Origin of the sequence: Rhodosalinus halophilus, assembly GCF_003298775.1 — a bacterium.
Taxonomy (GTDB): domain Bacteria; phylum Pseudomonadota; class Alphaproteobacteria; order Rhodobacterales; family Rhodobacteraceae; genus Rhodosalinus; species Rhodosalinus halophilus.
On sequence record NZ_QNTQ01000006.1, the window covers coordinates 199,770 to 220,080 of the forward strand.

Sequence of the window (20,311 nt, forward strand, 5' to 3'; positions counted from 1 at the left end):
AATCCCATGCCCAACATCTCTCCCCGCAAGGTCGCGCAGGTGATCATCATGGCGCGCGAACTCGACCGCGCGGAGCGGGAGCTGCGCGCTTTCGTCGAGCGCATGGACGAGGACGAGCAGGCCGAACTGGTGGCGATCATGTGGATCGGCCGCGGCGCCTTCGACGCCGCGGACTGGGACGAGGCGCTCGCCACCGCCTATCACGAAGCCACCACGCCGACGGCCGACTACCTGATCGGCACGCCGCATGTCTCCGACCATCTCGAGGCGGGGCTCGAGGCGCTGGGCATTTCTCCGGGCGAGGCGGAGGAGGACCTCCTGTGACCGTCACGCAGCCGTGATCGGCGGCGACCACTCCGCGGGAACCAACTGCGCTGCCGGTCGTTGCCGGCCCAGATCGAAATGACTGGGAACGAAAGGAGGCGTGTGATGAAAACCGCCAAGACCCTCATGACCACCGCAGCTGCGCTCGGCCTTTCCGCAGGCGTCGCACTGGCACAGGACATGGACGTCGAGCAGAAGGTCTACATGACCGATGAGAGCGGCCAGCTCTACGAGGTCACGCTGGTCGAGATCGAGGAATCCGACATCGATCCGCAGGTTTCGCACGTGCGCGACGATGTCAGCGAGCGCGCCGAGGAACTGGGCGCCGAGGCCGAGGACATCGAAGGCCAGGAGCGTCTGGTGCTCACCGAATTCTGGAACACCGAGCGTGCCGAAGAGCAGGTGACCAACGGCGTGCGCGAAGTGGAGACCTTCGAGGACGAGCAGGCCGAAGACGAAATGATCGACGAGGACGCCGCACGGTAACGCGGCCGATCTCTCGACAGAGCAGGGCGCGCCCGACGGGCGCGCCCTTGTCGTTTTCAGGCGTGCCGGACGATTTCCAGGTGCTGCGCGAGGCGGCCGACCTCGGCCATCCAGTCCTCGACCAGGGCGGGATCGGAGGGCGCCGCCGAGACCCCCGGTGCAATCCGGCCGTCCCGAACCGCCTCGACGGCCTTCGCGACCATGTAGCTGACGAGCCGGCCCATCGCGGTGCCCTGTTCGTCGCCCCAGGCGTCCATGACATAGGTGCGATGCCAGACGGGCGCGCCTTCGCGGGTGGCCTCGAGGCTCACACAGAGCACCACGCGGTCGGGCTCGCCCGGGTCGTAGGCGTGTTCCTGCCAGAGCCGCTCGGAAAGGTCGCGCAGCACCTGCTCGCCCTCGTCGCCCGGCGGCAGGCTTTCCACGGTGCGGAAGATGTCGGCCCAGGCGTCCGACCAACCCTCCAGCCGCAGGGTGCCCCGCACGAAATCCTTCACCGGCCACTGCGGGTCGAAGCCGTATTCGGCCATGAAGGGCAGCGAGTCGCGGTTGGGATAGACCTCGAAGGTCTCGGGCGCGGGCAGGGGGGCGGTGTAGCTGCCGAGCGCGTCCCAGGGGCGCTCCGCGCGCAACTCCTCGAAGTCGCGGATCGAGCGCGAGGGCGACTTCAGCGCCTTCAGCACGCCCAGCGGCGACCAGGAGAACTTGTAGCGGAAATCGTTGGCCTGTTTCGGCACGCCGCCGCAATAGCTGAGGAAGGACAGCGTGTTGGCGGGGTCGAAAGCGTCCGACGCGCGATAGTCCGCCATCAGCTTGTGCGCCATCAGGTGGTCGATGCCGGGGTCGAGCCCGACCTCGTTGACCAGCGCCACACCCGCCTCCTTCGCCGCGGCGTCGAGCGCGCGCATCTCCGGCGAGATGTAGGAGGACGAGACGAAATGCGCGCCCTTCGCAATGGCGGCCTCTGCGATGGGCACGTGCCAGTCGCCGGGCAGCATCGAGACCACCACGTCGCCGGGCGCGAGCGCCTCGCGCAGCGCGCCCGGATCGAAGGCGCGGATATTGTCGGTGATGTCGCCGACCGCCGCCTGCGCCTTGTCCAACGTCCGGTTCCAGACGGTGACAGGATTGCCCGCCTCGATGAGCTTCCGAAGTCCCGGCACCGCCGAAAGCCCGGTGCCGCACCAGTGGATCGTCATTGCGCCGCCTCCTTCACGTGTTTGTCGAATTCCGCCGCCGCGCGCCCCCAGACGCCCGCATCGAGCCTGTCGAGCGCGAGAAGCGCGGGCAAGAGCTGCTCCGCGAAGTCGCGCGAGGACTCGAGCGGCAGCAGCGAGGGCAGGTTGTCGATCGCCATGACGTCGAGCGGCGGAACCTCCCGCACCCGGACGACAGGCGCGGCCCAACTCGTCGCATAGTCGTAGAGCGGCACGGGGTTGTAGTCGCTGTCCGGGTCGCAGGCGATGTCGCCGATCACCCGCAGCGCGCGGTCGCTGCGGTCCGCATCCTCCGGCCGGACGAAGACCGGCGTGCCCGGCCGCGCGAGGATGCAGTTGAAAAAGAGGGTATGCGCCAAGATCTCCGGGAAGGGGCCGCCGCCCGCGGTCTCGGCCATGTCCCAGCGGGTGGGCTGCATGCCCATCGCCGCGCAGAGGTCGGCAGCCCCCGTGCCCACGCGGCCCAGCGCGCCCACCACGATGGCAGAGGGCGTGTCGAGCCCACCCAGCGCCGCCCGCACGGCACCCTCCATCGCGGATTTCTCCGGCCAGGCGTCCACGGCGGGGCAGTCCGCGCCCTGCGCCTGCGCCGCCCAGGCCAGCAGGCTCACCGCCGCGCCCGCGTAGCCCGCCCAGTAGCCGAAGGCGGCGACGCGCCGGCCGTCCTCGTCCACCAGATACTCGAGATCGTAGAGCGTGCCACCCCCCGCCGCGAAACGCGCCAGCAGCCGTTGCCCCGCGCGCTGCCCCTTGTAGGCGTGGCCGAACATGATGTGCCGGTGGGTCAGCGGCGTGCCGTCGTCGGGCAGTTCCTTCAGCCCGAAGATCAGCGCGTCGGCAGGCGCCTGCCGCCAGCTTCCGCGCGGCGCGATCCGGCAGCCGGCCTGCGCGTAGGCCTCCGTCGGGATGATGCGGTCGGGGCTCTCCTCTACCGTCACGGCGATGCCGCGCTCCAGCAGCGCCGCGGCGCCCTCCGGCGTCAGCCCCACCCGGCGCTCGTTCGCGCGCTCCTCCGCCCTGATCCAGAGATGCGTCATGCCCCCTCCCTCTCAGTAGTGCGTGCGCGCGTGCGCCCGGTCGGGCCGCTCCAGATGCGGCACGGCGTTGAAGCCGGCGAGGATCGTGCCGTGATCGGTCACCAGCAGCCGGTGCACCGAGCTGTTCAGGATCGGCAGCATGATCCGCGCCAGCCCCTCGGTGTCGAGACCCAGCAGCGTGCGCACGATCATCCCGATCACCCCGCCGGAGGTCACGCAGAGCACCCGCCGGCCCGGCTCGGCCGCCTCGTGCAGGATGTCGGTCACGCGCAGCTCGAAATCCGAGAAGGTCTCCTGCCCCATGATCTCGGCATTGTGCCAGGCGTCGAGCAGGTGGGAGAGATAGGCGGCGAATTCCTCCTCCCGCTCGGGCATCGGCACGCCGCGATAGGCGCGCAGCGACTTGCCGAGGTTGAAGTAGTCCATCTCGTTGAGCCGCGGATCCGTCTCGGGCGCCGGGCCCAGGTCACCGAGCCCGCCGGCCGTCTCGCGGTGGCGGCGCAGCGACCCCATGAGCACGCGGTCGTAGCGCTCGCCCGCGTCGCGCAGATGCGCCCCGAGCCAGGCCGCCTGACGATGCCCGAGCGCCGAGAGCCGGTCGTAGCTCTCCTCGTCGCGCGCCGCCGAGTTCGCCTGCCCGTGGCGGATGAGAACGATCTCGCCCATGTCGAGGGTCTCCTTTGGCCGCAGCGGTTAAGCGATTTCGCCGGTCTTGCCAAATCGGTTTCCGCCCGGAACGGCACGCGGCGGTGGCGCGTTCCCTGCCTGTCCCGCAACGACGCAAGGAGAGACGCCCATGCAACGCCTCGCCCCGCTCGCCGCCGCCGCGCTTGCGCTGCCGGCGCTTGTCCAGGCGCAGGAGGACGCCATCGGCGAGGGCCGCACCGGCCCCGTGGACACCCGCGATTCCGAGTTCCTGAAGGTCGTCGAGGGCATCGAGGTGCTCAACGCCGAGGGCACGGTCGTCGGCGAGATCGACCAGGTACTGATCGACGACATGGGCCGGCCCGCGGGCTTCATCCTCGAGATCGACGGCTTCCTCGGCATCCTCGACCGCGACGTGCAGGTGCCCATGGAGTCGCTGGTCTGGGAAGAGTCGCATTACGTCACCAAGATGACCGAGACCCAGCTCGAGAACCTCGCGCCCTGGGACGAGTGAGGCGACTTGCCCCGCTTCTTGGGGAAGATGCGCGCGAACGGGCGCTGCGACGGGCGCCCCCTCACTCCCAGCTCACGTCGCCCAGGAAGATGTAGCCCGCGCCGTAGATCGTCTTGATGAGGCGCGGGTTGCGGGGATCCTCGCGCAGTTTCGTCCGAAGGCGCGAGATCCGCACGTCCATCGCGCGGTCGAAGCTTTCGCCTGCGGCGCCGCCGAGGGCCTCCTGCATGTGCGCTCGAGAGATCAGCCGCCGCGGGCTCTCCAGGAAGAGGCGCAGCACCTCGCCCTCGGCATGGCTGAAGGGCGTCTCTTTGCCCTCGGCATCCTCCAGCGTGTAGCGGTCGAAGTGCGCGGTCCAGCCCTCGAAGCGTGCGGTGTCGCCGGCGGCCTCGGGCGGCGCGCGCTTGCGCAGCCGGGCGCGGACGCGGGCCACAACCTCGGCCGGCTCGAAGGGCTTTATGATGTAGTCGTCCGCGCCGAGCTCCAGCCCGGTCACCCGGTCCTGCACCTGCGCCCGGCCCGAGATGATGATGACCGCCGCCCCGCTTTCCAGCGCGAGGCGATGCACCAGCGTCAGCCCGTCCCGGTCGGGAAGGCTGAGGTCCACCAGGCAGACGTCCGGCGCCGCCGAGCGCAGCGCCGCCTCGAACTCTCGGGCGCGGGCGAAGCCCATGGTGCGGAACCCTGCCTCTTCCAGCGCCTCGCCCAGCATCGCGCGCACCGATGGTTCGTCGTCGAGGATCGTGACCAGCGGCGCGCTCATGCCGCGAGCCCGACGCCCAGCGCCCGTGCGAGCGCCTCGGCGCCGAAGGGTTTGGTCAGAACCGGGCCCTGCGCGCGGGCCTCCGCATGCAGCGGGTGATCCGGCGGCAGCGCGGTCATGAACCACACCGGCGGGCCCTCGGCGCCGAGAGCCCGGGCGAGATCGAGGCCCGTCTCGGCCCCCTCGAGCGTGAGATCGGTGAGCACCGCGCCGATTTCGGGCAGCGTCTCGGCGAGGGCGCGCGCCTCGGCGGCCGAGGCGGCCTCCACCACGGCGTGGCCGAGCCCGGTCAGCATCTCGCGGACCGACGCGCGCAGGTCGGGGCTGTCCTCGACCAGCAGTACGAGCCGCCCGTCGCCCCGCGCGGGCGCCGCCCTGAGCGGCAGTCGCAGCGCCACCCGCGCGCCCGAGAAACTGTTGCCGAGGATCACGCGCCCGCCCGCGAGCTTCGCCATGTCGTAGACCATGGCGAGGCCGAGCCCCGACCCCTCGCCGCCCTTGGTGGTGTAGAAGGGCTCGCAGCCGCGCTTCAGCGCCGCGTCCGAAAAGCCGGGGCCGGTGTCGGTCACCGAGAACTCCGCCCAGGTGCCCTGCAGCGCCGCGAGCGTGACGCTGATCCGTCCTGCGCCGCCGCAGGCGTCGCGCGCGTTGAGGATCAGGTTGAGCAGCGCGTCCTGCACGAGCCCGGGGTCGAGCAGGAGCCGCTCGCCCGGCATCTCGTTGCGCATCGTCAGCGTTACCTGCGCGGGCAGCGCGGCGCGCGCCAGGGTCTCGAGATCCGAGAGAAAGGCGTCCGTGTCGCAGGGCTGCGGCGTCCAGTCCCGCGCGCCGGTGAGCTGCGCCAGCCGCTCGAGCAGCGTTCCGCCCCGCCGCGCGGCGGCCAGCGTCGCGTCGATCATGGGCCGCGCCTCGGCCGGCATCGGCAGGGCTGCGAGCCGTGACTGGCTGCCCAGGATGATGGTGAGCAGGTTCGAGAAGTCGTGCGCGAGGCCCGAGGTCAGCTGAGCCGCCATCTCGCGCCGCCGCGTCTGCTGCAGGGCCGCGCGCGCCTGCGTCTCCTCGGTCACGTCCATCGAGAGGATGTAGACCCCCTCGATCCCGCTGTCGCGGCGGTCGGGGGTGAAGGCCACGCGGATGCGGCGCGAACTGATCTCGTCAGTGAACTCGAAGACGCTCTCCCGGCCGTCGAAGGCCGCGTCGAGATGCGGCGCAATCCGGGCGTAGGCCGCGCCGCCGAGCGCCTCGGCGATCGGGCGGCCGAGGATGTCGCGGGGGCGACCCGGCAGCACGGAACTGAGCCGGCGGTTGGAATAGGTGTAGCGCCGCTCCGCATCCACATGGGCGATATGGGCCGGCATCATTTCGGCGGTCATGCGCGTGCGCGCTTCGATCTCGGCCAGTTCGCGCGAGGCCTCCTCGAGCGCGGCGTTCGTCGCTGCGAGCTGACGGTTGGCGGCCGCGAGTTCCTCGGCGTGGCTGACCAGCTGCTCGGATAGCTCCTCGGAGCGGGCGCGCAGCATCGCCTCGTGCTGTTTGGCGGGCGTGATGTCGGTATAGACCGTGACCCAGCCGCCCTCGGGCAGGGGCGACCCCTCGACGCTGATCGTCTGTCCGTTGGCGCGGGTGCGCTCCATGTAATGCGGCTGGAAGCGGCGGGCGATCTCGACGCGGGCGCGGATCGCCTCCTCCGCGTCGTCCACCGGGCCGTATTCGCCGCGCTCGACGAGGAAGCGGATCGTGTCCTCGAAGCGCGCACCGGGTTCGACCAGCCGGTCGGGCAGGTCGAACATCTCCTGAAAGCGGCGGTTGCAGGCCGCCAGCCGCAGATCGCTGTCGTAGATCGACAGGGCCTGCTGAATCAGGTTCAGCCCGGCCGTCATCAAAGCCTCGGTCCGGCCCGCGCGTGCCGCCATTCGAGCCTCCTCCTCCCGACTGCAATGGCTAGCACTCCGCGGCGTTCGCGCAAAGCCTGTCGCGCGCGAGGCGGCCCGAGTGGATCGCACGCGCCCGGCAGGATTCCGCTGTAACAATTCGCAAGATTCCGGACATGATGCCGAAAGACTCGGGCGTCAGCGTGACTGACGCGCCCGGGGAGGGTGCCGTCCGGCAGGGGAGGGCCGGGCAGGGAGGAGGACACGTGACCGAGACGCAGATCGGCCGGGATTCCCCGGCCTCGATCCCGGCACTTCTCGCGCGCAACGCCGAGCGGTTCGGCGCGAAGCCGGCCTACCGCGAGAAGGAGTTCGGGATCTGGCAGAGCTGGACCTGGGCCGAGACCGCGCGCGAGATCGAGACCTTCGCGCTCGGCCTTCTGAACCTCGGGGTCGCGGAGGGGGATTTCGTCGCCATCATCGGGCGCAACCGTCCCTATCTCTACTGGGCGATGGTGGCGGCGCAGTCCGTCGGCGCCGTGCCGGTGCCGCTCTACCAGGATTCGGTCGCCGAGGAGATGGCCTATGTCATGGGCCATTGCGGCGCGCGCTTCGCGGTCGTCGCCGACCAGGAGCAGGTGGACAAGCTGATCGAGGTGCAGGAGCGGCTGCACCAGCTCGAGCACATCATCTACATCGATCCGCGCGGCCTGCGGAAATACGACCACTCGCGGCTGCACCAGTATTCCCATGTGCAGAACCAGGGCCGCGCGGCGGAAGAGGAATTCGCACCCGAGCTGGAGCGGCGGCGCGCGAAGCTGGGCTACGACGACATCTGCGTGATGCTCTACACCTCGGGCACCACCGGAAAGCCCAAGGGCGTGGTGCTCTCGAACCGCAACATCATCGAGACCTCGAAGGCCTCGGCCGAATTCGACAATCTTCGCCCCGACGAGGAGATCCTCGCCTATCTGCCGATGGCCTGGGTGGGCGATTTCATCTTCTCGGTGGGGCAGGCCTACTGGTGCGGGTTCTGCGTGAACTGCCCCGAGTCCGAGGACACGATGATGACCGATCTGCGCGAGATCGGGCCGACCTACTACTTCGCGCCGCCGCGGATATTCGAGACGCAGCTCACCACGGTGATGATCCGGATGGAGGACGCCGGACGGATCAAGAAATGGCTCTTCGATACCTTCATGGCGCATGCGCGCAGGGTGGGGCCTGCGATCCTCGACGGCGAGCAGGTCGGCACGTGGGACCGGGTCAAGTATGCGCTTGGCAACCTGCTGGTCTACGGCCCGCTCAAGAACGTGCTGGGCATGTCCCGCATCCGCGTGGGCTATACCGCGGGCGAGGCGATCGGGCCGGAGATCTTCGATTTCTACCGCTCGCTCGGCATCAACCTGAAGCAGCTCTACGGCCAGACCGAGGCCAGCGTCTTCATCACCCAGCAGCCCGACGGCGAGGTGCGGTCCGACACCGTGGGCGTGCCCTCGCCCGGCGTCGAGGTGGAGGTGCGCGACAACGGCGAGGTCTATTACCGAAGCCCGGGCGTGTTCGTGGAATACTACAAGAACCCCGAGTCGACGGCCGACACCAAGGATCCCGACGGATGGGTGGCCACCGGCGACGCGGGCTTCTTCGAGCCCGATACCGGGCATCTGCGGATCATCGACCGCGCCAAGGACGTCGCCAAGATGGCCGACGGCAGCCTCTTCGCGCCGAAATACGTGGAGAACAAGCTCAAGTTCTACCCGAACATCCTGGAAGCGGTGGTCTTCGGCGCGGGCCGCGAGAAGTGCTGCGCCTTCGTCAACATCGACCTCAGCGCGGTGGGCAACTGGGCAGAGCGCAACAACATCGCCTACGCCTCCTACCAGGAGCTTGCGGGCCATCCGAAGGTGCTCGACATGATCCAGGAGCACGTCGAGGAGGTGAACCGCTCGGTGGCCCAGGACGAGATGCTCTCGGCCTGCCAGATCCACCGCTTCCTCGTGCTGCACAAGGAACTCGACGCCGACGACGGCGAACTCACCCGCACCCGCAAGGTGCGCCGCAAGGTGATCGGCGAGAAGTTCGACGACCTGGTGACCGCGCTCTACGACGGCTCCGAGAGCGTCTACACCGAGACGGAAGTGACCTACGAGGACGGTCGCAAGGGCAAGATCCGCGCGACGCTGGAGATCCGCGACGCCGAGGTCGTGCCGGTGCGCGCGCCGGCGAAGGAGGCGGCGGAATGAGTAGGCGATTGGATCATGAGTTCGTTAACAAGGTCGAGCGCTCTCTGGAGAAGGGTCGAGATTTTGCCGCTGATCCCGCTGCTCTTTCGGATAAAGAACAGATCGCTCTCCAAGACGGAGTTGAAAAGACCAGAAGGAAGGCTGCCAACGCAGTAGACAAGATTCGACTGCGTGCAAACGACTTGAAGCCGAGCAATCCTAGGCAGCAAATTGCCTATCTTGACCATCTTTTCCGGCAGCTTTCTCCTAGGCATAAACGCTCAAAGGACTATGGCTTATTTATCAAGAAACTGATTGATGATTTGAAGCGAGACTCGTTCAAGCGACTACCGAATAGAGCATCCGGCTCAGCAAACCGCATTGGCGAAAGTGAGAAATGAAGGACACCTCCGAGGGATATGTCACCGCCGACGGCCGCAAGATCGGCGGCGTGGTGATGGAGATGAAGAACATCACGCTGCGCTTCGGCGGCGTCACGGCGATCAAGGACATCTCCTTCGACATCCGCGAGGGCGAGATCCGGGCGATCATCGGGCCGAACGGGGCGGGCAAGTCCTCGATGCTCAACGTGATCTCGGGCTTCTACGTGCCCCAGGAGGGCGAGGTCTGGTTCCGCGGAGAGAAGCGCCCGCCGATGAAACCCTACCAGGTCGCCCGTCAGGGTATCGCGCGGACCTTCCAGAACATCGCGCTCTTCGAGGGGATGAGCGTGCTCGACAACGTGATGACCGGCCGCCTCACGCACATGACGCAGGGCATCCTCGCGCAGGCGCTCTGGAAGGGGCCGGCCGAGCGCGAGGAGGTCGAGAACCGGGAGAAGGCGGAAAAGATCATCGACTTCCTCGAGATCCAGCACATCCGCAAGACGCCCGTCTCGCGGCTGCCCTATGGCCTCAAGAAGCGCGTGGAACTGGCGCGCGCGCTGGTGTCCGAGCCCACGATTCTGCTGCTCGACGAGCCGATGGCGGGCATGAACGTCGAGGAGAAGGAGGACATGTGCCGCTTCGTGCTGGATGTGAACGACGAGTTCGGCACCACCATCGCGCTGATCGAGCACGACATGGGCGTCGTCATGGATCTCTCCGACCGCGTGGTGGTGATGGATTATGGCCGCAAGATCGGCGACGGCACGCCGGACGAGGTGCGCGCCAACCAGGAGGTGATCGACGCCTATCTGGGGGTGGCGCATGACTGAGGGGCGGCGGGACGGCGCTCGGCTGCGCCATCGCCCCGCCCGCCGTCCCGCAGGTGCGGGCCGGCGCGGAGCGAACGCCATGAGGGAGGCGAGCCATGCCTGAGCAGTTCTTCTGGGGCGTCGAGGTCGTCCTCAACGGCCTGATGGCCGGCGTCCTTTACGCGCTCGTGGCGCTGGGCTTCGTACTGATCTTCAAGGCCTCCGGCATCTTCAACTACAGCCAGGGCGTGCTCGCGCTCTTTGCCGCGCTCACCCTCGTCGGCATCATGGACGGCCAGGTGCCCTTCGCGCATCTGATCAATGCGGCCCTCGGCACCGAGATCCACCACTTCGGCTGGCACCTGCCGGCGCTGCTCGCCATCCTGCTGACCGCCCTGGTCATGGTCGCGCTGGCCTGGGCGGTGCAGCGGTTCATCTTCCGCCATCTCGTGGGGCAGGAGCCGATCATCCTCTTCATGGCGACGATCGGGCTCGCCTATTTCCTCGAGGGGCTCGGCGACATCATGTGGGGGGCCGATATCAAGAACCTCGATGTCGGGCTCCCGCAGGGCATCAACGCCACGATCGACGAGGTCACCTACGAGTGGTTCGGCTACGGCTTCTTCATCGACAATCTCGACATCTCGGCCACGCTGATCGCGGCGGCGCTGGTGACGCTGCTCATCCTCTTCGCGCAGTACACCAAGCAGGGCCGGGCGATGCGCGCGGTGGCCGACGACCATCAGGCCGCGCTCTCGGTGGGCGTGTCGCTGAACTTCATCTGGATCATGGTCTGGTCGCTCGCCGGCGTCGTGGCGCTGGTGGCCGGCATCATGTGGGGCACAAAGATGGGCGTGCAGTTCTCGCTCTCGCTCATCGCGCTCAAGGCGCTGCCGGTGCTGATGCTGGGCGGCTTCACCTCGATCCCGGGCGCGATCGTGGGCGGGCTGATCATCGGGGTGGGCGAGAAGCTCTTCGAGTTCCTGATCGGCCCGATGGTGGGCGGGGCGACGGAGAACTGGTTCGCCTACGTGCTGGCGCTCGTGTTCCTCGTCTTCCGGCCGCAGGGCCTCTTCGGCGAGAAGATCATCGAGAGGGTGTGACGCATGGCCAAGCTCATCGCCATCGTCAACGTGGTCGCCTGGTCGGGGTTCTGGGCCTTCGGCTATCTGGCGCTCACGTCGGGGGGGCTGTCGTCCGGCCAGGTGGTGATCGCGGCGCTGATCGCCTTCGCGGGTCTGGTGACAGGCGTCGCGGCCTGGATCTGGATCGCACGGCGGGCGGAGGAGACGGGCTACGCGCCGCGCTCGGGGCCGCTGCCGGCGGAGGTGCGCGAGGCCGCGCAGGCGAAGTGGGAGGACGGCGATGCTCTACCGTGAGGCAGGCGACTTCAAGACCAGCTACATAGCGGACAGCCAGACCTTTCCCATCCGCTTCGACCGCTGGCGCTATTACGCCGTCCTGGCGGTGGCCTTCGGTATCGTGCCCTTCGTCATCAACGACTACTGGGCGAACGCGGTGCTGCTGCCCTTCCTGATCTACGCGATCGCGGCGATCGGGCTCAACATCCTGACGGGCTACTGCGGGCAGGTGAGCCTCGGCACCGGCGGCTTCATGGCGGTGGGCGCCTATGCCTGCTACAAGCTCATGACGGCCTTTCCCGACGTCTCGATCATCATTCATCTCGTGCTCGCTGGCGGCATCACGGCGGCGGTGGGCGTGCTCTTCGGGCTGCCCTCGCTCCGGATCAAGGGCTTCTACCTTGCGGTCGCCACGCTGGCTGCGCAGTTCTTCCTCGTCTGGCTCTTCAACAGGGTGCCGTGGTTCTACAACTACTCGGCCTCGGGCCAGATCACCGCGCCCGAGCGGACCGTTCTGGGCGTGGCCGTCACCGGGCCGGAGGCGCCGGCCTGGGCTGCCTATCTGCTGTGCCTGGTCTTCGTCACCGTGCTGGCGCTCGTTGCGCGGAATCTCACGCGGGGCAAGCAGGGCCGGCAGTGGATGGCGATCCGCGACATGGACATCGCGGCCGAGATCATCGGGGTGAATCCGCTGGCGGCGAAGCTTTCGGCCTTCGCGGTTTCGTCCTTCTTCATCGGGATCGCGGGGGCGCTCTTCTTCGCCGTCTATCTCGGCGCGGTCGAGGTGGGCGAGGCCTACGGCATCCAGAAGTCGTTCCTCGTGCTCTTCATGATCATCATCGGCGGGCTCGGCTCGATCTTCGGCAGTTTCGCCGGCGCGGCCTTCCTGGTGCTGCTGCCGGTGTTCCTGAAGAACGTGCTGGTGGGCGGTCTCGGCTGGCCCTCGGACCTCGCCGCGCATCTGGAATTCATGATCGTGGGCGGGCTCATCATCTTCTTTCTGGTGGCCGAGCCGCACGGGCTCGCCCAGCTCTGGCGCCTCGCGAAGGAGAAGCTGAGGCTCTGGCCCTTCCCCTACTGACGGGGGCGGGCGCGGCGGGGACGGAGCCGCCGCATCGCAACGACGACCAAAAGAGGGAGGAGGACCCTTCATGAAGATGAGACTCACCGCAGCGGCGCTGGCCGCCTGCATGGCCGCCGGGCCGGCGCTCGCCGATCTGGTGTTCCCGGACCTGAGCTACCGGACCGGCCCCTACGCCGCGGGCGGCATCCCGTTCTCGGACGGCTACCGCGACTATTTCACGCTGGTGAACGAGCGCGACGGGGGCATCGGCGGCGTGAAGGCCCGCGTCATCGAGTGCGAGACCGGCTACAACACCGAAAAGGGCGTCGAGTGCTACGAGGCCACCAAGGGCGAGGGCGCCCTGGTCTATCAGCCGCTCTCGACCGGCATCACCTACCAGCTCATCCCCAAGGTCTCGGCCGACGAGATCCCGCTGCACACGATGGGCTACGGCCGCACCTCGGCCAAGAACGGCGAGGTGTTCAAGTGGGTCTTCAACTACCCGGCCAACTACTGGGACGCGGCCTCGGTCGCGATCAAGTATCTGCTCGACGAGAACGGCGGCGACCTCTCGGGCAAGGACATCACGCTGCTCTACCACAACTCCGCCTACGGCAAGGAGCCGATCCGCACGCTCGAAAACCTCGCCGAGAAGCACGGCTACAATTTCTCGACCATCGCTGTGGACCATCCCGGCCAGGAGCAGAAGAGCCAGTGGCTCCAGATCCGGCGCGAGCGGCCCGACTACGTGATCATGTGGGGCTGGGGCGTGATGAACCAGGTCGCGATCCAGGAGGCCGCGAACGTCCGCTTCCCGATGGAGAACTTCATCGGCAACTGGTGGGCGGGCGCCGAGCATGACGTGACGCCCGCGGGCGACGCCGCCGACGGCTACAAGGCGCTCAACATGAACCGGATCGCCGATTATCCCGTCTTCGACGACATCCAGGAGCACGTGGTGGACGCGGGGCTCGCCGCGGGCGACGGTTCGAACGTGGGCAAGGTGCTCTACACCCGCGGCATGTATGCCGCGATGCTCGCCGTCGAGGCCGCGAAGACCGCGCAGGAGATCCACGGCACCGCCGACATCACGCCCGCGATGATGCGTGACGGCATGGAGGCGCTGGAGATGACCGAGGCTAGGATGGAAGAGCTCGGCATGCCGGGCATCGGGCCGGAGTTCTCCGTTTCCTGCTCGAACCACGGCGGCTCGGGCGGCGGCATCGTCCAGCAGTGGGATGCGGCCGCGGGAGAGTGGAAGCCGCTGACCGACTACATCCAGCCCGACCAGGAGGTCATCCAGCCCCTCATCGAGGAGGACTCGATGGCCTTCGCGCAGGAGAACGACATCTCCCTGCGCTGCAACGAGAGCTGAGGCGCGAGACCCCGGCCGCGGCGTGCGCCGCGGCCGGGGCGGCAAGAGCTTTTTTGAGAGAGGGCGGAGCGCGGGCCCGCGCCCGTCCGCTCCCCGGCGAGAGAGGCGAGGATGCTCGACGCAGGCCGCACCGACCAGGCGCTCCTCGAGGTCAACAACATCGAGGTGATCTACAACCACGTGATCCTCGTCCTGAAGGGCGTGAGCCTTTCCGTGCCCGAGGGCGGCATCGTCGCGCTTCTGGGCGGCAATGGGGCGGGCAAGACCACGACGCTCAAGGCGATCTCCAACCTGCTCGCCTCGGAACGCGGCGAGGTCACCAAGGGCTCCATCGTCTACCGCGGCGAGCGGGTGCAGGATCTCGACCCCTCGGCGCTCGTCAAGCGCGGCGTGATCCAGGTTATGGAGGGCCGCCACTGCTTCGAGCATCTGACCGTGGAAGAGAACCTGCTCACCGGCGCCTATACGCGGTCGGCCGGCCGCGCGGACATCCAGCGCGATCTGGAGATGGTCTACGACTATTTCCCCCGCCTGAAGGACGTGCGCCGCAGCCAGGCGGGCTACACCTCGGGCGGCGAGCAGCAGATGACGGCGATCGGCCGCGCGCTGATGTCGCGGCCCGAGATGATCCTGCTCGACGAGCCGTCGATGGGCCTCGCGCCGCAACTGGTCGAGCAGATCTTCGAGATCGTGAAATCGGTCAACGAGAACGAGGGCGTGACCTTCCTTCTGGCCGAGCAGAACACCAACGTCGCGCTGCGTTTCGCGCGCTATGGCTACATCCTCGAATCGGGGCGCGTAGTGATGGACGGCCCGGCCGACGAGCTGCGCGAGAACCCGGACGTCAAGGAATTCTACCTCGGCGTCTCCGAGGAGGGGCGCAAGAGCTTCCGCGACGTGCGCAGCTACCGCCGCCGCAAGCGATGGCTCGCGTGATGCCGCGCGACCTCGGGAACCCGGCCTCCCGCCCCCCGTTCCGCCCCGGAGAGAGAACGGAGGCTGAGATGGACCGCAAGGCACTCGTGCGGGCGCTGATCGAGGATCAGGGCCGGCTCTGGAGCGAGGAGATCGGGGCGCGGATCGACGCGGATACGCCGGACGAGTGGTTTCACTGGCTGATCGCGGCGCTTCTGATGTCGGCGCGGATCAGCGCGACGCAGGCGGCGCAGGCCGCCGGTGCGCTCAAGGTCGAGGACCTGAACACCGTGCAGGGCGTGCTCGACAGTGACCGCGACCAGCGCATCCGCGTGCTGAACGAAAACGGATACGCGCGCTTCGACAACGTCGGCGCCGACCAGATATTCGAGGCCGCGCGACTGGTGCAGGAAGAGTACGGCGGCGATCTGCGCCGTCTGCGCGAGCAGGGCGGCGACGCGGCCGGCATTCGTGCGCGCCTGAAGCAGGTGAAGGGGATCGGCGAGGTCGGCGCCGACATCTTCTGCCGCGAGGCGCAGCTCGTCTGGGACGAACTCTTCCCCATGGCGGACGGCCACGCGATCGAGCAGGCGCGGGCCTTCGGCCTGCGGGACCGCCCCGAGGAACTGGCGCAGATGGCCGGCGGGCGCGAACGCTACGTCCGGCTGGTGACGGCGCTCGCCCGCGCGTGGCTGGACGGACCGTCCGAGAAAGTGAAGGAGGCAGCGGCATGAAGGACAGACCGGGAGCGGAGGGGCATTTCGACGCGCTGGAGGTGCGCAGCGCGGACGAACGCGCGGCCTGGCTGGCGGAGGAACTGCCGCGCCAGGTGGCGCTGGCGCGCTCGCTGCCGGGCTACGCCGAGGCGCTTCAGGACGTGGACGCCGACGCGATCACCAGCCGCGCCGCGCTGGCGGCGCTGCCCGTGCTGCGCAAGTCGCGGCTCGGCCATGCGCAGCAGGCCGACGCGCCCTTCGGGGGCTACACGACGCGGGCGGCGCATGAATTCGCGCATGTCTTCCAGTCGCCGGGGCCGATCTACGAGCCGGGCGGCGACGCTCCCGACTGGTGGCGCATGGGGCGCTTCCTGCATGCCTGCGGGGTGGGGCCGCAGGACATCGTGCAGAACTGCTTCGGCTATCATCTCACGCCGGCGGGCATGATCTTCGAGAACGGCGCCCGCGCGGTCGGCGCCGCGGTTCTGCCAGCAGGCACGGGACAGACCGAGCTTCAGGTGCGCGCGGCGGCCGATATCGGGACGACCGCCTATGCCGGCACACCGGATTATCTGAAGACGATCCTCGAGAAGGCCGACGAGATGGGCGAGACGCTGCGCATCGAGAAGGCGGCGGTGGGCGGCGGCGCGCTCTTCCCGTCGCTGCGGCAGTTCTACGCCGATCGCGGCATCGCCTGCCTGCAATGCTACGCCACCGCCGATCTCGGCAACATCGCCTACGAAAGCGCGGCGATGGAGGGCATGATCGCGGACGAACACGTGGTGATCGAGATCGTCACGCCGGGCACCGGCGAGCCCGTTGCCGACGGCGAGGTGGGCGAGGTGGTCGTGACCTCGCTCAACCCCGACTATCCGCTCATCCGCTTCGCCACCGGCGACCTCTCGGCGGTGATGCCGGGCGAAAGCCCCTGCGGCCGCACCAACATGCGCATCAGGGGCTGGATGGGCCGGGCGGATCAGACGACGAAGATCAAGGGCATGTTCGTCCGACCCGAGCAGGTCGCGGCGCTGGTCGCGCGGCACGACGAGATCGCGCGCGCCCGCGTCGTCGTCACCCGCGAGGGCGAGCGCGACGCGATGACGGTGCAGGTCGAGGCAGAGCGCGGCGAACCCGCGGTCTTCGAGGCGAGCGTCGCGGAGGTGCTGAAATTACGCGGCGCGGTCGAGATCGTGGCCCCCGGCAGCCTGCCGCGCGATGGCATCGTGATCGAGGATCAGCGCAAGTACGACTAGAGGGCCGCGCGTCGGCCCTGTGCGGGCCTCCTCGCTGCGAAGAGGCCCGCACAGGGCCGATGAGCGGGCCGCTCACGTCTGGAAGACGTAGGTGCCCGGCGCCGGGCCAAGCGGCTTCAGCCCCTTCTTCGGCGCACCCATCGCCGGCGGCGCGACGGGATCGCTGCTGAGCCCTTTCAGCCACGCGCCCCATTCGGGCCACCACGATCCGTCCTTCGCCTCTGCATGGTCGAGCCATGAATCGGGATCCATGTAGAGCGCGCCCGGCGCGCGGTGGCCGATGCGGAAGCGCCGCCCGCGATGCCCCGGCTCCGAGACGATGCCGCCGTTGTGCCCGCCGCTGGTCAGCACGAAGCGCATGTCCACGTCGGTGAAGAGCTTCACCTTGTAGACCGAGCGCCAGGGCGCGATGTGGTCCTTTTCGGTGCCTACGGCGAAGATCGGCGTCTGGAGGTCGCGCAATGCGACGACCCGGCCCTCGACGGCGAAGCGCCCGGCGGTCAGCCGGTTTTCCATGAAGAGCGCGCGCAAATACTCCGAATGCATCCGCGCCGGCATGCGCGTCGCGTCGCGGTTCCACACGAGGATGTCCGCGTCCGGCTCCTCCTGCCCCATCAGGTATCGCCGCACCGCGCGCGACCAGATCAGATCCTCTGCGCGCAGCGCCTGGAAGGCGCCGGCCATCTGGCGCGAATCCAGCGTGCCCTGATCCCACATCATGTCCTCGAGGAAGGCGAGCTGGCTCTCGTCCACGAAGAGCAGCAACTCCCCGGCCTCGGCGAAATCCGTCTGCGCGGCCAGCAGCGAGAGCGAGGCGAGGCGCGCGTCCCCGTCGCGCGCCATGGCCGCCGCGGCGATCGACAGGATCGTTCCGCCTAGGCAGTATCCGCAGCCATGCACCTTCTCGGCGCCCGTGATCGTCGTCACCGCGTCGAGCGCGGCCATCACGCCATGGCGTCGATAGTCGTCGAGGCTGCGGTCGCGGTCCTTGGCGGTCGGGTTCGACCAGGAGATCGCGAAGACCGTGAAGCCCTGACCCACCAGCCAGTTGATCAGCGAATTGTGCGGCTGAAGATCGAGGATGTAGTACTTCATGATCCAGGCCGGCACGATGAGCACCGGCTCGGGATGCACCGCCCCGGTTTGCGGCGTGTACTGGATCAGCTCGAAGATCTCGTTGCGATAGACGACCTCGCCCGGCGTGCAGGCCAGGTTCTCGCCCAGGCGGAACCGGCTCTCGGGCTCCGCAGGCTCGCCGGTGAGTTCGGCCAGAACGTCGGCCTGCAGATTCTGCCAGCCATCGATGAGAGCCTGGCCGCGGCTTTCACGCAGCGACTCCAGGATCTCGGGGTTGAGCGCGGGATAGTTCGAGGGCGAGAGGGCGTCGAGCCCCTGCCGTATCATGAAGCCCACCCGCTCGGCGCTTTTCGGGCGCGCGCCGCGGATCGGCTCGGTGGCCATGTCCCACCAGTCCTGGGTGGCCAGGAACCCCTGTTGCCACAGCGCGAAGGGCGGACGCTGCCAGCCTTCATGGGTGAAGCGGTGATCCGTCGCGTCCGGGGCGAAGGGCGCCTCCGACCTGCCGGCGGCGTAGCGCGCGAGCTTCCAGCCGTTCTGCATCGCGCGCTCCGCAAGCTCGAGCTGCCGGCCCGGCGCACGCGCCAGATGCGTGGCCCAGTCGGCCCAGGCGGCCCAGGCCGCATGCGGCGACAGGCCTCCGGTCAGCCGGGCCTGAAGGGCGCGGGTCGCGCGGTCGAGCGTCTCGTGTGGATGGTCATGCGGGTGGCCGTGACCATCCGGCGCATCCGCGAGGCGGGACGCGCTCGGTCGGGCGTCGTCTCTCGGCATGGCGTCGTCGCTCCTGTTCTCCGTTCCGGTCTGTCAGGATCGGATGACATGAACGTGACGGTGCCGCCCCGACCCTGTGCAGGCAAGACGAAAGGGGCCGGCTCCGGGCGGAGCGGCCCCAGGCTGCCTCTCCGGCAGGCGTTGTCAGCCCTGGCGTGCCTTGAAGCGGCGCTGGGTCTTGTTGATGACGTAGACACGCCCCTTGCGCCGCACCACGCGGCAGTCGCGGTGGCGGTTCTTCAGCGAGCGCAGCGAGTTCCTGACCTTCATGGTCCTCTCCTAAGTTCGCGCGGGCGCAGGGCTGCGCCTCGAGTCCGGTGCCGCGGGGCGGCGTGATCCATGGTGGGCGGTACTGGGATCGAACCAGTGACCCCTACGATGTCAACGTAGTGCTCTACCGCTGAGCTAACCGCCCTCGGCCTTGAACTTTCCGCGATGCCCCCGCGCAACTCGTGCGCCGGGGCGCGGGAGTCCGCGCCGGATGCGCGGCCTATAAAAGGTCTCGGAAAGGGGATCAAGGGCTTTTGGCACGACGCGCAAACGCGCTATGTTGCCTGACAACGACGGAGGGCGTGCGGTGCCGAAGGCTCCCTATCACATCGATCTGCCCGAGCGGCGCAGCTCCTGCGTCGTCTTCGCCTCGCCGCACAGCGGCCGCGACTACCCCTGGACCTTCCTGCGCCGGACGGTGCTCGACGAGCTCTCGATCCGCTCGTCGGAGGATGCCTATGTGGACAGGCTCTTCGATTGCGCGCCGGAGTTCGGCGCGCCACTGCTGCGCGCGGGCGCACCACGCGCCTTCGTGGATCTCAACCGCTCGGCGGAAGAGCTCGACCCGGCCCTGATCGAGGGGGTGCGCCGCGGCTGCCACAACCCCCGCGTGACCTCCGGCCTGGGAGTGATTCCGCGCGTGGTGGCGAACGGGCGGGCGATCTATCGCGGCAAGCTCTCCTTCGACGAGGCGCAACGGCGGATCGACGGGGTCTGGCGTCCATATCACGAGGAGCTGCAGCGCCAGCTTGCGGCGGCGCACGGCACGCACGGTCAGGCGGTCCTGATCGATTGCCACTCGATGCCGCACGAAGCCGTGGACGGCATCGCCCGCGCCGGCGCGCGGCGGCCGGAAATCGTGCTGGGCGACCGCTTCGGCGCGGCCGCGGCCCCCGAGATCGTGGATCGTGTCGAAGCGGCCTTCGCCGCCGCCGGCCTCACCGTCGTGCGCAACGCGCCCTTCGCCGGGGCCTACGTCGCGCAGCACTACGGGCGGCCGTCACGCAATCAGCATGTGGTGCAGGTCGAAATCGACCGCGCCATCTACATGAACGAGCAGCTCATTCGGCCGAACGCCAACTTCCACCCCTTCCGGCGAATCCTGCGCGGCATCGTGGCCGAGATCGCCGCGATGGGCGGCAGTGCGCATACGGTGTTGCCTCTCGCCGCGGAGTGAGGCGCGCCGATTTTTCGTACGAAAAATCGGCGGCGTCGGGCCCCCTGGGGCAGAAGAAT

21 protein-coding genes and 1 tRNA gene are annotated in these 20,311 nt (G+C 68.5%); 14 read left to right on the forward strand and 8 right to left on the reverse strand.

Going from position 1 to position 20,311, the window contains the following annotated elements; translation table 11 throughout:
• Positions 1 to 6 precede the first annotated feature (6 nt).
• Positions 7 to 324, forward strand: a complete 318-nt coding sequence (locus DRV85_RS07555; RefSeq protein WP_113288841.1) for a DUF3775 domain-containing protein — start codon at positions 7 to 9, stop codon at positions 322 to 324.
• A 105-nt stretch (positions 325 to 429) separates the two neighbouring features.
• A complete protein-coding gene (locus DRV85_RS07560) occupies positions 430 to 810 on the forward strand; it encodes a hypothetical protein (RefSeq protein ID WP_113288842.1) in 381 nt (126 codons plus the stop codon).
• 56 nt (positions 811 to 866) lie between these two features.
• On the opposite strand, the gene DRV85_RS07565 is transcribed toward DRV85_RS07560, so the two are convergent.
• The 3 genes from DRV85_RS07565 to DRV85_RS07575 are packed head-to-tail and all read right to left on the reverse strand — an operon-like array spanning position 867 to position 3,730.
• On the reverse strand, positions 867 to 2,009 hold the full coding sequence (locus DRV85_RS07565) for a saccharopine dehydrogenase family protein (protein ID WP_113288843.1): 1,143 nt from the start codon (positions 2,007 to 2,009) through the stop codon (positions 867 to 869).
• Complete coding sequence (locus DRV85_RS07570) at positions 2,006 to 3,064, reverse strand: saccharopine dehydrogenase (protein ID WP_113288844.1); 1,059 nt, start codon at positions 3,062 to 3,064, stop codon at positions 2,006 to 2,008. The genes DRV85_RS07565 and DRV85_RS07570 overlap by 4 nt, the downstream gene beginning before the upstream one ends.
• A 12-nt stretch (positions 3,065 to 3,076) precedes the next feature.
• A complete protein-coding gene (locus DRV85_RS07575; protein ID WP_113288845.1) occupies positions 3,077 to 3,730 on the reverse strand; it encodes a histidine phosphatase family protein in 654 nt (217 codons plus the stop codon).
• Positions 3,731 to 3,860: 130 nt separating this feature from the next.
• Here DRV85_RS07575 and DRV85_RS07580 point away from each other — a divergent pair, with 130 nt between their 5' ends.
• A complete protein-coding gene (locus tag DRV85_RS07580; RefSeq protein WP_113288846.1) occupies positions 3,861 to 4,223 on the forward strand; it encodes a PRC-barrel domain-containing protein in 363 nt (120 codons plus the stop codon).
• Positions 4,224 to 4,284: 61 nt separating this feature from the next.
• Here DRV85_RS07580 and DRV85_RS07585 read toward each other — a convergent pair whose 3' ends face one another.
• On the reverse strand, positions 4,285 to 4,986 hold the full coding sequence (locus tag DRV85_RS07585) for a response regulator transcription factor (protein WP_113288847.1): 702 nt from the start codon (positions 4,984 to 4,986) through the stop codon (positions 4,285 to 4,287).
• Positions 4,983 to 6,899 carry a hybrid sensor histidine kinase/response regulator gene (locus DRV85_RS07590; RefSeq protein ID WP_113288848.1) on the reverse strand — a complete coding sequence of 639 codons (1,917 nt, stop codon included), beginning with the start codon at positions 6,897 to 6,899 and terminating at the stop codon, positions 4,983 to 4,985. Before DRV85_RS07590 ends, DRV85_RS07585 begins: the two co-directional genes overlap by 4 nt.
• 224 nt (positions 6,900 to 7,123) lie before the next feature.
• Between DRV85_RS07590 and DRV85_RS07595 the strand changes: the two genes are divergently transcribed.
• The 10 genes from DRV85_RS07595 to DRV85_RS07635 all read left to right on the forward strand — a co-directional run bounded on the left by DRV85_RS07595 (position 7,124) and on the right by DRV85_RS07635 (position 16,957).
• Positions 7,124 to 9,100: an AMP-binding protein gene (locus tag DRV85_RS07595; RefSeq protein ID WP_233495433.1), complete on the forward strand. Its 1,977-nt coding sequence runs from the start codon at positions 7,124 to 7,126 to the stop codon at positions 9,098 to 9,100.
• The gene (locus DRV85_RS18975; RefSeq protein WP_147238816.1) at positions 9,097 to 9,480 is read left to right on the forward strand and encodes a hypothetical protein; all 384 of its coding nucleotides are present in this window, start codon (positions 9,097 to 9,099) and stop codon (positions 9,478 to 9,480) included. The genes DRV85_RS07595 and DRV85_RS18975 overlap by 4 nt, the downstream gene beginning before the upstream one ends.
• On the forward strand, positions 9,477 to 10,295 hold the full coding sequence (locus DRV85_RS07600) for an ABC transporter ATP-binding protein (RefSeq protein WP_113288849.1): 819 nt from the start codon (positions 9,477 to 9,479) through the stop codon (positions 10,293 to 10,295). Before DRV85_RS18975 ends, DRV85_RS07600 begins: the two co-directional genes overlap by 4 nt.
• Positions 10,296 to 10,390: 95 nt before the next feature.
• Positions 10,391 to 11,377 carry a branched-chain amino acid ABC transporter permease gene (locus DRV85_RS07605; protein WP_113288850.1) on the forward strand — a complete coding sequence of 329 codons (987 nt, stop codon included), beginning with the start codon at positions 10,391 to 10,393 and terminating at the stop codon, positions 11,375 to 11,377.
• A gap of 3 nt (positions 11,378 to 11,380) precedes the next feature.
• Positions 11,381 to 11,653, forward strand: a complete 273-nt coding sequence (locus tag DRV85_RS07610; RefSeq protein WP_113288851.1) for a hypothetical protein — start codon at positions 11,381 to 11,383, stop codon at positions 11,651 to 11,653.
• The gene (locus tag DRV85_RS07615) at positions 11,640 to 12,716 is read left to right on the forward strand and encodes a branched-chain amino acid ABC transporter permease (RefSeq protein ID WP_113288852.1); all 1,077 of its coding nucleotides are present in this window, start codon (positions 11,640 to 11,642) and stop codon (positions 12,714 to 12,716) included. Before DRV85_RS07610 ends, DRV85_RS07615 begins: the two co-directional genes overlap by 14 nt.
• Positions 12,717 to 12,786: 70 nt before the next feature.
• Complete coding sequence (locus DRV85_RS07620) at positions 12,787 to 14,073, forward strand: ABC transporter substrate-binding protein (protein ID WP_113288853.1); 1,287 nt, start codon at positions 12,787 to 12,789, stop codon at positions 14,071 to 14,073.
• Positions 14,074 to 14,184: 111 nt separating this feature from the next.
• Positions 14,185 to 15,009 (forward strand): ABC transporter ATP-binding protein, encoded by an 825-nt coding sequence (locus DRV85_RS07625; protein ID WP_113288854.1) that lies wholly within the window; start codon positions 14,185 to 14,187, stop codon positions 15,007 to 15,009.
• A gap of 68 nt (positions 15,010 to 15,077) precedes the next feature.
• Complete coding sequence (locus DRV85_RS07630) at positions 15,078 to 15,722, forward strand: hypothetical protein (protein WP_113288855.1); 645 nt, start codon at positions 15,078 to 15,080, stop codon at positions 15,720 to 15,722.
• Positions 15,719 to 16,957, forward strand: coding sequence for a phenylacetate--CoA ligase family protein (locus DRV85_RS07635; protein ID WP_113288856.1), 1,239 nt, complete (start codon positions 15,719 to 15,721; stop codon positions 16,955 to 16,957). Before DRV85_RS07630 ends, DRV85_RS07635 begins: the two co-directional genes overlap by 4 nt.
• Positions 16,958 to 17,029: 72 nt before the next feature.
• On the opposite strand, the gene DRV85_RS07640 is transcribed toward DRV85_RS07635, so the two are convergent.
• The 3 genes from DRV85_RS07640 to DRV85_RS07650 all read right to left on the reverse strand — a co-directional run bounded on the left by DRV85_RS07640 (position 17,030) and on the right by DRV85_RS07650 (position 19,220).
• Positions 17,030 to 18,805, reverse strand: coding sequence for a PHA/PHB synthase family protein (locus DRV85_RS07640; protein ID WP_113288857.1), 1,776 nt, complete (start codon positions 18,803 to 18,805; stop codon positions 17,030 to 17,032).
• A 144-nt stretch (positions 18,806 to 18,949) separates the two neighbouring features.
• The gene (ykgO, locus tag DRV85_RS07645; protein WP_005850168.1) at positions 18,950 to 19,075 is read right to left on the reverse strand and encodes a type B 50S ribosomal protein L36; all 126 of its coding nucleotides are present in this window, start codon (positions 19,073 to 19,075) and stop codon (positions 18,950 to 18,952) included.
• Between the two features lie 70 nt (positions 19,076 to 19,145).
• Positions 19,146 to 19,220 (reverse strand) — tRNA-Val (locus DRV85_RS07650).
• 162 nt (positions 19,221 to 19,382) lie between these two features.
• Between DRV85_RS07650 and DRV85_RS07655 the strand changes: the two genes are divergently transcribed.
• Positions 19,383 to 20,252, forward strand: a complete 870-nt coding sequence (locus tag DRV85_RS07655; protein WP_113288858.1) for an N-formylglutamate amidohydrolase — start codon at positions 19,383 to 19,385, stop codon at positions 20,250 to 20,252.
• The last annotated feature ends 59 nt before the right edge of the window (positions 20,253 to 20,311 follow it).